The sequence below is a fragment of the Yersinia rochesterensis genome (assembly GCF_003600645.1).
Taxonomy (GTDB): Bacteria; Pseudomonadota; Gammaproteobacteria; order Enterobacterales; family Enterobacteriaceae; genus Yersinia; species Yersinia rochesterensis.
Map to the genome: position 1 here is coordinate 3477424 of NZ_CP032482.1, position 11921 is coordinate 3489344.

The window sequence follows — 11921 nt, forward strand, 5'->3', positions numbered from 1 at the left end:
AATGAAATGATTAAATGTGATATATATCACCAAATTTAATGATTTTAAGAAAAGATATTTAAAGGCACAATTTATCAGGGTGAAGCCAAAAACCTCACCCTAAATAATATTCATTCAACTACTTGAGCACGACCGTCTTAACACCATCGGCAGTACCAATCAGCGCCACATCAGCACCTCGGTTGGCAAATAACCCCACGGTGACAACACCGGCAATGCCATTAATTTTATTTTCGAGCGCAATGGCATCCAATATAGTCAGGTTGTGCACATCCAAAATAACATTGCCATTATCCGTCAGAACATTTTGGCGATATTCAGGTAACCCGCCCAATTTCACCAGCTCGCGGGCGACATAAGAACGCGCCATCGGGATAACTTCGACCGGCAGTGGAAACTTACCCAAAACATCAACCTGCTTGGAAGCATCTGCAATACAGATGAATTTACGGGAAATGGCCGCAATGATTTTCTCGCGGGTCAGTGCTGCGCCACCGCCTTTAATCATCTGCATTTGGCTGTTAATTTCATCAGCGCCATCAACATAAATATCCAGCACATCGACTTCATTGCAATCAAACACCTGAATGCCATAGCTTTTCAGCTTGGCGGTAGAGGCATCAGAGCTGGAAACCGCTCCTTCAATCTGGCCTTTGATGGAGGCAAGGGCATCAATAAAATGTGCCGCCGTAGAGCCGGTGCCGACCCCAACGATAGTGCCGGGTTTGACATAATCTAATGCTGCCCAGCCCACTGCTTTTTTAAGTTCATCCTGAGTCATGGTAAGTTCACGCCTTGATGTGAAAGAAAACCTGACGTCATTATAGAGCATATATATGATAAAACATCGCAATAAAGCCGGCTCATATAGGCGGTAATTCTAGCTAGATCACAGTTACGTCGGTTTATTTATGGCGAGCCATCCGGTATTCCAACATAGAAAAATGAACAAAATGTGGCATAGTGCGGTATTAACTTAAATATTTGGAGAGATGACTCCGATGAAACGCCCAGACTACCGTACGCTACAAGCGCTGGACGCGGTGATCCGTGAACGCGGTTTTGAACGCGCGGCACAAAAACTCTGCATCACCCAATCGGCGGTATCTCAACGCATTAAGCAGTTGGAAAACCTGTTCGGTCAGCCGCTATTGGTGCGCACCGTGCCCCCGCGTCCAACTGAACAAGGGCAGAAATTGCTTGCCTTACTGCATCAGGTTGAACTGCTGGAAGAAGAGTGGCTCGGCAATGATAACGGCGGCGATACCCCGCTATTGCTGTCATTGGCGGTTAATGCCGACAGTCTGGCAACCTGGCTGCTACCGGCGCTAAAACCGGTGTTGGCGGACTCTCCTATCCGGCTGAATTTACAAGTCGAAGATGAAACCCGCACTCAAGAGCGGTTACGCCGTGGCGAGGTGGTGGGCGCGGTCAGTATCCAGCCTCAACCGCTGCCAAGCTGTCTGGTTGATCAGCTCGGCGCACTGGATTATCTGTTTGTGGCGTCAAAACCCTTTGCCGACCGCTACTTTCCCAATGGCGTGACCCGCTCGGCATTGCTGAAAGCCCCCGCCGTGGCCTTTGACCATTTGGATGATATGCATCAGGCATTTTTACAGCAGAATTTCGATTTGTCACCCGGCAGTGTGCCGTGCCATATCGTTAACTCGTCGGAAGCCTTTGTACAGTTAGCAAGGCAAGGTACTACCTGCTGTATGATCCCGCATTTACAAATCGAAAAAGAGTTGGCATCCGGTGAATTAATTGATCTAACCCCGGGGTTATTGCAACGACGGATGCTGTACTGGCATCGATTTGCACCAGAAAGCCGGACAATGAGAAAGGTAACTGATGCCCTGTTATCTCACGGGCATCAGGTATTACGGCAAGATTAGCTTATTTGGCGGCAGCTGCGGGCGTGTTGGTGCTGGTTTTCAGCTCAAACACGACATCAACTTGATCATCAAAATGGATGGTTTGTTGCTCATAAGTTTGGGCTGCACCATTGGCTGGTGCGGCGTCAGCACTCTTGAACATACGCGCTACCGGCATAGGCTGGTAGTTAGCAGCACGGTAACGAATGCTGTATACCGGCCCTAATTTAACCTTAAATCCGTCAGCCAAAGCGCCAGCTTGACTAATGGCATTCTCGATGGCTTTTTGACGAACCTGTTCACGATAAGTGTCCGGGTTGGCAACACCCAGCTCGACGGAGTGAATTTCATTAAGACCCGACTTGAGTGCGCCATCCAGTAACTCATTCAACTTATCCAACTGGCGCAGTGTCACTTGAACCTGGCGTACCGCACGGTAGCCTTTCAATACCGCTTCACCGGTCTTCTGATAATCATATTCAGCTTGAGTCCGGATATTAGCCGCATTGATATCTTTTTTCTCAATGCCACTCTTACGCAGGAAATCAAAATATTGTGCGACTCGGGTATCTGCCTGTTTCTTAGCATCGGCGGCATCTTTGGCAGAGACACTCACTTCGATGGTAATGGTGGCAATATCCGGAGCCGCATCAACACTGGCGGTGCCCGATGTGACAACATGCGGCCCTTCTGGTAGCTCGGCCGCCTGAACTTGCAGCGCCAAAGGTAACGTCCCTAAACCCATCATTGCGGCCAAAGCCAATGTCTTCAACTTCACGGAGCCTCCTAAGATAATCATAATAAAACTAAGACAACCGTAGCATATCTAACTCAATTAGGGATTCGGATTAATGATAAAAATTCACAGGCTTAATCCCTGCCGCGCTAACTGAAAAGCAATAAACCACATCACGCTCCCCACCAGCAGATTGATGACTCGCTGTGAAGTTGGACGGTTGAGCCACGGTGATAACCACGCAGCCAGCAACGCCAGAGAAAAAAACCAAGCTACAGAGGCGCTTACGGCACCAAAAGCAAACCACGGCCGAACATCCGGTAATAACTGGCCCCCTAAGCTTCCCAGCACCACAAAAGTATCCAGATAAACATGCGGGTTAAGCCAGGTTACCGCCAATAGCGTAACCAGAATGCGCCAGCGCCCTTGCGCACCTGCAGCAACAGTTGATGACGAGCTATCGCCACGCCATGCAGCCGTTAATGCCCCCCAGCCATACCACAACAGAAATGCCACGCCACCCCAAGTCACCAGAGCCAGTAACAATGGAGAACTATTCAGCAGAGCACTGCCACCAAAAATACCTGCACAAATCAATATGATGTCACTGAGGGCGCACAACGCGGCACTCATCAAATGGTGCTGCCGCTTAATGCCCTGATTCATCACAAAGGCATTTTGTGGCCCAAGGGGAAGGATCATGGCCGCACTCAGGGCAAAGCCTTGCAAATAGACAGCTAACATACTGTTACCTTTAAATAATACTCAAAACAAACTGAGAGAATTGTTGAAGAATTAGCAGCATATTACGGGGAGAGAATCATCAGAGGAAATTGATATTTCTTATCTACTATAAGTAAAACTAATAATGAATATATCTGTCATACTTAAAGCTGCATGTGTGTTAGCTGCTTTCCTGCAATTTGAATTATTTAGGGTATAAACAGAAACTCGCGAGTGAGAAAAACGGAAGAAAAACGGAAGAAAAACGGAAGAAAAACGGAAGAAAAACGGAAGAAAAACGGACTAATAATAGCCCGTTTTGACTGAGTTTATTGCTATCAGGTTTTATGCTGTTGGAGCAGATTCTGCTTTATCCACCTGATGCAAATGCACATCCATCTGCGGGTAAGGAATGCCAATTTTGTGGGCATCCAGCGCGCGTTTGAAGTTCTCCATCAGATCCCAATAAACCTCCATGGCATCGCCGTTGGTGGTCCAGACGCGCACGGTAAAGTTTAATGACGAAGCCGCCATCTCATTCAAACGCACGGTAACCCCTTTGTCATGCATAATGCGGGGGTCGGCTGCAATGATGTCACCCAGCACTTTCTTCACCACATCAATATCAGCATCATAGGCCACGCCAATAACCATATCAGTACGGCGATTGGGTTCACGGCTGGTGTTGATGATGTTGTTGGCGATAATTTTACCATTTGGCACAACAATAATTTTGTCGTCGACGGTGCGCAATGTGGTTGAGAAAATCTGCACCTGCACCACGGTACCGGCTATGCCACCCAGATCGACATATTCACCCGCTTTAAATGGTCGGAAGGCCACCAGTAACACGCCAGCGGCAAAGTTGGACAGTGAGCCTTGCAGCGCCAAACCGATCGCTAAACCGGCAGCACCAATAACCGCAATCACCGATGCTGTTTGTACTCCAAGGCGGCCCAACACCGCGACGATAGTAAAAGCCAGAATACTGTAGCGCGCCATTGCCGCCAGAAAATCTGCTACGGTGAGATCAATACCCCGTAACTTCATGACCCGGCTGAGCATGCCGGAAACCACTTTGGCAATAATCGAACCGATAATTAGGGTCAGTAACGCCGCGACAATATTGACCGCGTATTGAATCAGTAGCTCCTGATTATTCACCAACCAAGTGCTCGCTTCATTGATACCATCAACTACGTTTAACTCTTCCATTTAAACCATCCTACAAAAAGCTCCCTGCGGGAGAGATTACGCAAAAAAATCACCTCAAAATGATAGCTGACATAGCAGACAGCTTGTTTAGGGTAACCAACAATGGAGAATGTTGCCAATTTTGATAGTAATGGAGTGAAAAGCAGCGAGCGAGTACCTAATCGCTAGGTTTAAAATAATAGAAATAACTGTTTACTTATAATAGTACGAATTTAATGGCGAGATTTATATTGAGACCATTACAAATATTGATTAAACAATCGCAAGGGAAAAACACAGTTAGAATTGGCAGATATTTTGCCCACCCTCTTACTCTAAAAATAAAAAACTCACCCTTTAACTGAGATTGGTACATTCAAAAAAATGTTCATAAATATCAAGCCATTTTTAAAGATGAAATATAATATTTAGGTAATGAAATAGTAGGAATTGATAAGAAAAACCAAAGATAAAAAATTATACCCATCTTCCTCTAATCATCAACGATGAAGCAGTTAAGACAAACTTCATATTAGAATCAGTAAATAACATTGATATTGGCTGCTATGAGATGAAATTGAAAGTTCCTAAAAGGAATAATAATAAAATATCTATCAATTTCGTCCAATGACTCGCTATACACTCCGTCATTCAAGCGGCTAGTTCAAACCAGTATTTCATAGTCTATTTTTATAAGAACAATCTAAATAATATTAACAGAGTAATGCATAAACATTAAATAACAATTTAATTGCATGTGTTAAATTTATTTAAATTTTAATAATTTTCATTTCATAATAATGTACTTACCGCCAAATGGCACACAATAAAACAAGGTATAAATAATGAAAAAATTATTCTTATTCAGTGTAATAATGTTTACTTCTGCTACCAGCATGGCTGCAAATAATTACGAAGGGGGAGTATCCGGTCAATTGTTGGATAATTCTTCAGTCATTAATTCATTAACAAATAGTAATGATGATTATGAAATACTCGAAAATGGTTGTTTTTTATATAAGAATGCGATTATGCAAGTTTGCTAACTCAATAAATAACGACTAATTATCTGTATTTAATATAAAGAACCAAGAGTCTTAATTGATATCTTGGTTCTTTATGCGCGCCAAATCTTGATAATGCACATTCATTGGCTCTAAATTACATGAGAAAGTGCCGTAAAAAAGGACTCATAAAAAATTATGAGTCCTTCTTATATCCGCCAGAGGATCGTTCAAACGCTCCTTAAACGGTCAGTATCAGCCCTAAGGGCCTTTTAAAACAGTCAGAATGAGACTGAATTATAATACGTCGATTGCGTTCAGTTCTTTGAATGCCAGTTCCAGACGGGCAATCATTGAAACCTGCGCTGAGCGCAGCCATACGCGCGGATCGTAGTATTTTTTGTTAGGTTTATCAGCACCTTCTGGGTTACCCAGTTGGCCTTGCAGATAGCCTTCATTCTTTTTGTAGTAATCCAGAATACCTTCCCATGTTGCCCATTGGGTATCGGTGTCGATATTCATTTTCACTACGCCGTAGCTTACTGCTTCTTTAATTTCAGCTGCAGTAGAACCTGAACCGCCGTGGAACACGAAGTCCAGGCTGTTGTGCGGCAGATTGTGTTTCTTAGAAACATAATTCTGAGAATCACGCAGAATAGTTGGGGTCAGTTTCACGTTACCTGGTTTGTAAACACCGTGCACGTTACCAAAAGAAGCTGCGATGGTGAAACGTGGGCTGATTGCGTTCAGTTTTTCGTAAGCGTAATCAACGTCTTCTGGCTGAGTGTACAGAGAAGATGCATCCATATGGCTGTTGTCCACGCCATCTTCTTCACCACCGGTGCAACCCAGTTCGATTTCCAGCGTCATACCCAGTTTTGACATACGAGTCAGGTACTTGCTACAGATTTCGATGTTTTCTTCCAGGGACTCTTCAGACAGGTCAATCATGTGAGAAGAGAACAGTGGTTTGCCCGTTGCCGCGAAGTGTTTCTCGCCTGCATCCAACAAACCGTCTAACCATGGCAACAACTTCTTAGCACAATGGTCGGTATGCAGAATAACCGGAACACCGTAGTGTTCAGCCATCTGATGCACATGGTGCGCACCAGAGATAGCGCCCAAGATTGCAGCACCTTGTGGCACGTCAGTCTTCACGCCTTTACCTGCGATAAATGCTGCACCACCGTTAGAGAACTGAACGATAACCGGCGCACGCACTTTGGCTGCTGTTTCCAGCACTGCGTTGATAGAGTCGGTGCCGACACAGTTTACTGCTGGCAGAGCAAAGTTGTTTTCTTTTGCTATTGCGAACACTTTCTGAACGTCATCACCTGTGATGACACCTGGTTTTACGAAATCAAAAATTTTAGACATGTACGTTGTCCTGTTTCGTCGACTGAAGATAGCAGCTATCCGGGAGGATAGGCCCTAAATGTAAATCGGTTTTCGCCAGCCCAAAGCCCGCAAGCTTCATTAGCTAAAAGCGAAACGGGCGGCTCTCGCCCCCCGTTATCTAAATTACTGCTTAGCGCGCTCTTCCAACATCACAACCGCTGGCAGTTTTTTCCCTTCTACGAACTCAAGGAAAGCACCGCCGCCAGTGGAGATATAAGAGATTTGGTCAGCAATACCGAACAGATCGATGGCTGCCAGAGTGTCACCGCCGCCCGCGATTGAGAATGCTTCGCTCTCTGCGATGGCGCGAGCCACGATTTCGGTCCCTTTACGGAAGTTAGGGAATTCGAACACACCAACCGGGCCATTCCACAGAATGGTTTTGGCGTTTTTCAAGATCTCCGCCAGACGCTCTGCTGATACGTCGCCCAGATCCAGAATTTGCTCATCATCTTTGATCTGATCAGCTGGCTTCAGTGTTGCAGCCGCAGTTTCAGAGAATTCAGTGGCAACACGAACATCAGTAGGGACTGGGATATCGCAGGTTTCCAGCAGGCGTTTAGCTTCTGGAATCAGATCTGCTTCGTACAGAGATTTACCGACATTGTGACCTTGAGCTGCCACGAAGGTATTCGCGATACCGCCGCCAACAATCAATTGGTCGGCAATTTTAGACAGCGCACCCAGCACGGTCAGTTTGGTTGAAACTTTTGAACCGCCGACGATAGCAACCATTGGACGCGCTGGGTTACCCAGTGCTTTACCCAAGGCTTCCAACTCTGCTGACAACAGCGGGCCAGCACACGCGATAGGTGCAAATTTACCTACACCGTGAGTAGAAGCTTGTGCACGGTGAGCGGTACCAAAAGCATCCATCACATACACATCACACAGTGCGGCATATTTTTTGGACAGAGTTTCGTCGTCTTTTTTCTCGCCTTTGTTAAAGCGAACGTTTTCCAGAACAACCAACTCGCCAGCTGCAATTTCAACGCCGTCCAGATAATCTTTCGCCAAACGTACCGGAGCAGACAACTTGTCTTTCAGGTAGTTAACGACTGGCAGCAAGGAGAACTCTTCATTGTACTCGCCTTCGGTCGGACGACCCAGGTGAGAGGTAACCATTACTTTAGCGCCTTGCTTCAGTGCCGCTTCAATTGTCGGCAGAGATGCACGGATACGCGCATCAGAAGTCACTTTGCCATCTTTTACCGGAACATTGAGGTCCGCACGGATCAGCACGCGTTTGCCAGCTAGATCCAGATCGGTCATCTTAATTACAGACATGGTGAATCCTCTTGTTGATTCTCTTTAAAGTTGCATAAGCTGCACATTACCGTTGATATATCCGCATTAAATCACGGAAAAACAACACGTTAACATGCCATACTAGAAACCGCTTTTGGCCATCGCCAATGTCGTATCCAACATTCTATTGGCGAAACCCCATTCGTTATCACACCATACCAACGTCTTAATCAGGTGTTGCCCACTGACTCGCGTTTGAGTGCAATCGACAATTGCACTGTGCGGATCATGGTTAAAATCGGTCGACACCAATGGTAATTCCGTATAGTCAACTATACCACGAAATGAGCCTCTTGCTGCCTTTTGCAAAAGCTGGTTAACCTCAGTCACACCAACCGGGCTTGTTACGCTGACGCTTAAATCGATAGCCGTTACGTTGATAGTTGGCACCCGCACCGAGATAGCTTCAAACCTGTCACAAAACTTCGGAAAAATGCGGGTAATCCCTGCTGCCAGTTTGGTATCTACCGGGATAATTGACTGACTTGCTGCCCGGGTACGGCGTAAATCTTGATGATAAGCATCAATAACGGGCTGATCATTCATTGATGAATGAATGGTGGTGACAGTGCCGGATTCGATGCCATAAGCAATATCCAACAACTGAATAATAGGAATAATACAGTTCGTGGTACAGGACGCGTTAGAAACAATTCGGTGATCTGCCCGTAAATCTTGATGGTTAACACCATAAACCACCGTAGCATCCAAATCATGTCCACCGGGATGGGCAAACAGCACCTTTTTGGCACCGGAGGTTAAATGCGCCTCGCCATCTGCACGGCTACCATAAACACCGCTACAATCCAGAACTACATCAATTCCTAACTCACCCCAGGGTAACTGCCCAATCTCTGGCTGATGTATCAACCGGATAGTATCGTCCCCGACGTATAATTTGTCACATTCCTGACGAACATCCCAGGCAAACCGGCCATGGCTGGAGTCATACTTCAACAGATGGGCCATCCCCTCTGCATTAGCCAGCTCATTAATTGCAACGACTGAAATCTCTGCCCGGCGACCAGATTCATATAATGCGCGTAAAACGCTACGGCCAATACGGCCAAAGCCATTTATCGCTATACGGATTGTCATGTTACTCCCTGTTTCTGGTTATTATCATGCAACCCCATAGCGTACTGCAGCGCACCCTAAGATGTTAATCGCCTTATCACAATTCAGCCAGAATACTTCCGGCTTTTTCCTCAGCGAAATTGGCTGAAATGGAAAGTGAATTATGACTGAAACGCTTCAGCCAGAATAAACCAAACTAATCATAAAAGGAATATCTGCCTGATAAAGGGCACAATTCATCCATCAATTGGCGAAAAAAAAGACCGCCGAAGCGGTCTTTTAACAGCTGCATTACCGAGCTTCTCATCACCCTTTACAGTGATTTATAGCATTGATAACGTGATGCTGTTTTAAAAAAAATTACTTCAACAACGCCTGAGCTTTCGCCACCACGTTTTCTACGGTGAAACCGAACTCTTTGAACAGCAATTCAGCCGGAGCAGACTCACCAAAGGTGTGCATACCCACTACTGCGCCATTCAGACCGACGTATTTGTACCAGTAATCAGCAATACCGGCTTCAACCGCAACGCGCGCGCTAACAGCAGATGGCAATACAGATTCACGGTAAGCTGCATCTTGTTTGTCGAATGCATCAGTCGATGGCATAGACACAACACGCACTTTGCGGCCAGCGGCAGTCAGTTGATCAGCAGCAGCAACCGCCAATTCAACTTCAGAACCGGTCGCGATAAAGATCAGTTCAGGAAAGCCAGCACAATCTTTCAGCACATAAGCGCCTTTAGAGATATTGGCTAACTGCTCAGCAGTACGCGGCTGTTGTGCCAGGTTTTGGCGTGAGAAGATCAGTGCGCTTGGGCCGTCTTTACGTTCCAATGCATACTGCCATGCCACCGCAGATTCAACCTGGTCACATGGGCGCCAAGTGCTCATATTTGGTGTCACACGCAAGCTGGCCATCTGCTCAACGGGCTGATGGGTTGGGCCATCTTCACCTAAGCCGATAGAGTCATGGGTGTAAACAAAGATGCTGCGAATTTTCATCAGCGCGGCCATGCGCACTGCATTACGGGCATATTCCACAAACATCAGGAAAGTCGCGCCGTAAGGGATGAAACCGCCGTGCAAAGCAATGCCGTTCATGATGGCAGACATACCAAACTCACGTACACCGTAGTGAATATAGTTACCCGCGAGATCTTCGTTCAGAGATTTGGAGCCAGACCAGATAGTCAGGTTACTTGGTGCCAGGTCAGCAGAGCCGCCCAGGAATTCAGGTAACACTTTACCGAAAGCTTCCAGCGAGTTTTGTGAGGCTTTACGGCTGGCAATATTTGCCGGGTTAGCTTGCAGCTGTTCGATGAATTTCTTGGATTCAGTCGCCCAGTTAGCTGGCAGCTCACCACTGATGCGGCGTTTGAATTCAGCAGCCAGTTCCGGATACGCTTTAGCGTATGCAGCAAACTTCTCATTCCAAGCAGCTTCCTTGGCCTGACCGGCTTTTTTAGCATCCCACGCGGCATAGATATCCTGTGGAATTTCGAATGCTGCGTATTTCCAGCCCAATGCTTCACGGGTCGCGGCAACTTCATCAACACCTAATGGTGCGCCGTGTGAGTCATGGGTGCCGGCTTTCTTCGGTGAACCAAAACCGATAATGGTTTTGCACATCAGCAATGATGGTTTGTCGGTCACTTTGTGGGCTTCTTCGATGGCCGCTTTGATGGAATCAGCGTTATGACCATCAACACCACGAACGACATGCCAACCATAAGCTTCGAAACGCGCGGCGGTATCATCAGTAAACCAGCCTTCAACATGACCGTCGATGGAGATGCCGTTGTCATCATAGAAAGCCGTCAATTTGCCCAGCTTCATGGTACCCGCCAGAGAGCAAACTTCGTGAGAAATGCCTTCCATCATGCAACCGTCACCCATAAAGGCGTAGGTGTGGTGATCAACAATCTCATGGTTCGGGCGGTTAAACTGCGCGCCCAGGGTGCGTTCTGCAATCGCAAAACCAACTGCGTTGGCAATGCCCTGACCCAATGGGCCAGTAGTAGTTTCTACGCCAGCGGTGTAGCCATATTCTGGGTGACCTGGCGTTTTAGAGTGCAACTGGCGGAAGTTTTTCAGTTCTTCCAGCGGCAGATCATAGCCAGTGAGGTGCAACAAGCTATAGATCAACATGGAGCCGTGACCATTCGACAAGACGAAACGGTCGCGATCAGCCCAGTGTGGATTAGTTGGATTATGGTTCAGGTAATCACGCCACAGAACTTCGGCAATATCTGCCATACCCATAGGGGCACCGGGGTGGCCGGAATTCGCTTTTTGCACTGCGTCCATGCTTAGTGCGCGGATCGCGTTGGCAAGCTCTTTACGAGAGGACATGTTTTACTCCAGGTCGGATTAAAAAAAGCGTTCAAGTTTGCTATTTTCTCAGATTAAGCATTGAAACGGCAATCACTAAAAACAAATGAGCAATACCCTCATCTTTCAAGTTGCAGATGTGTTGGCTGCTTTCGGTCACCCGAATCACTTACCTATGTAAGCTCATCGGGATTATGAGTCTCAAGAGGCTCACCCTGCGGGCCAGCGTAAGCGCTGTTCAAAATGGTTTACAACCAATTTGTCTCTGGTTTG

Annotated in this window: 10 protein-coding genes; 2 read left to right on the plus strand and 8 right to left on the minus strand. The window is 46.6% G+C overall.

Annotated elements, in window-relative coordinates; translation table 11 throughout:
* Positions 1 to 118: 118 nt before the first annotated feature.
* A complete protein-coding gene (gene rpiA / locus DXZ79_RS16215; RefSeq protein ID WP_038631043.1) occupies positions 119 to 781 on the minus strand; it encodes a ribose-5-phosphate isomerase RpiA in 663 nt (220 codons plus the stop codon).
* A gap of 220 nt (positions 782 to 1001) precedes the next feature.
* On the opposite strand from rpiA, the gene DXZ79_RS16220 reads away from it, so the two are divergent.
* Positions 1002 to 1895, plus strand: coding sequence for a LysR family transcriptional regulator ArgP (locus DXZ79_RS16220; protein WP_038631041.1), 894 nt, complete (start codon positions 1002 to 1004; stop codon positions 1893 to 1895).
* A 1-nt stretch (position 1896) separates the two neighbouring features.
* Here DXZ79_RS16220 and DXZ79_RS16225 read toward each other — a convergent pair whose 3' ends face one another.
* The 3 genes from DXZ79_RS16225 to mscS form a co-directional block, all read right to left on the minus strand.
* A complete protein-coding gene (locus DXZ79_RS16225; RefSeq protein ID WP_038631039.1) occupies positions 1897 to 2652 on the minus strand; it encodes an oxidative stress defense protein in 756 nt (251 codons plus the stop codon).
* Between the two features lie 84 nt (positions 2653 to 2736).
* Positions 2737 to 3354, minus strand: a complete 618-nt coding sequence (gene argO / locus DXZ79_RS16230; protein ID WP_038631037.1) for an arginine exporter ArgO — start codon at positions 3352 to 3354, stop codon at positions 2737 to 2739.
* Positions 3355 to 3678: 324 nt separating this feature from the next.
* Positions 3679 to 4548 carry a small-conductance mechanosensitive channel MscS gene (gene mscS, locus DXZ79_RS16235; RefSeq protein ID WP_038631035.1) on the minus strand — a complete coding sequence of 290 codons (870 nt, stop codon included), beginning with the start codon at positions 4546 to 4548 and terminating at the stop codon, positions 3679 to 3681.
* 824 nt (positions 4549 to 5372) lie between these two features.
* Between mscS and DXZ79_RS16240 the strand changes: the two genes are divergently transcribed.
* Positions 5373 to 5573, plus strand: a complete 201-nt coding sequence (locus DXZ79_RS16240; protein ID WP_038631033.1) for a hypothetical protein — start codon at positions 5373 to 5375, stop codon at positions 5571 to 5573.
* A 255-nt stretch (positions 5574 to 5828) separates the two neighbouring features.
* On the opposite strand, the gene fbaA is transcribed toward DXZ79_RS16240, so the two are convergent.
* From fbaA to tkt, 4 genes are all read right to left on the minus strand, one after another.
* Entirely contained in the window at positions 5829 to 6908 is a 1080-nt protein-coding gene (fbaA, locus tag DXZ79_RS16245; protein ID WP_038631031.1) for a class II fructose-bisphosphate aldolase, read from the minus strand.
* 144 nt (positions 6909 to 7052) lie between these two features.
* Positions 7053 to 8216, minus strand: a complete 1164-nt coding sequence (gene pgk, locus DXZ79_RS16250; protein ID WP_032815224.1) for a phosphoglycerate kinase — start codon at positions 8214 to 8216, stop codon at positions 7053 to 7055.
* A gap of 102 nt (positions 8217 to 8318) precedes the next feature.
* Positions 8319 to 9335, minus strand: coding sequence for an erythrose-4-phosphate dehydrogenase (epd, locus tag DXZ79_RS16255; protein WP_038631029.1), 1017 nt, complete (start codon positions 9333 to 9335; stop codon positions 8319 to 8321).
* Between the two features lie 339 nt (positions 9336 to 9674).
* Complete coding sequence (gene tkt, locus DXZ79_RS16260; RefSeq protein ID WP_038631027.1) at positions 9675 to 11669, minus strand: transketolase; 1995 nt, start codon at positions 11667 to 11669, stop codon at positions 9675 to 9677.
* Positions 11670 to 11921 lie beyond the last annotated feature (252 nt).

Excerpts from the sequence above, each read along its gene's own strand:
- rpiA (WP_038631043.1), bottom strand. The coding sequence starts at position 781 with ATGACTCAGGATGAACTTAAAAAAGCAGTGGGCTGGGCAGCATTAGAT.
- DXZ79_RS16220 (WP_038631041.1), top strand. The coding sequence starts at position 1,002 with ATGAAACGCCCAGACTACCGTACGCTACAAGCGCTGGACGCGGTGATC.
- argO (WP_038631037.1), bottom strand. The coding sequence starts at position 3,354 with ATGTTAGCTGTCTATTTGCAAGGCTTTGCCCTGAGTGCGGCCATGATC.
- mscS (WP_038631035.1), bottom strand. The coding sequence starts at position 4,548 with ATGGAAGAGTTAAACGTAGTTGATGGTATCAATGAAGCGAGCACTTGG.
- DXZ79_RS16240 (WP_038631033.1), top strand. The coding sequence starts at position 5,373 with ATGAAAAAATTATTCTTATTCAGTGTAATAATGTTTACTTCTGCTACC.
- fbaA (WP_038631031.1), bottom strand. The coding sequence starts at position 6,908 with ATGTCTAAAATTTTTGATTTCGTAAAACCAGGTGTCATCACAGGTGAT.
- pgk (WP_032815224.1), bottom strand. The coding sequence starts at position 8,216 with ATGTCTGTAATTAAGATGACCGATCTGGATCTAGCTGGCAAACGCGTG.
- epd (WP_038631029.1), bottom strand. The coding sequence starts at position 9,335 with ATGACAATCCGTATAGCGATAAATGGCTTTGGCCGTATTGGCCGTAGC.
- tkt (WP_038631027.1), bottom strand. The coding sequence starts at position 11,669 with ATGTCCTCTCGTAAAGAGCTTGCCAACGCGATCCGCGCACTAAGCATG.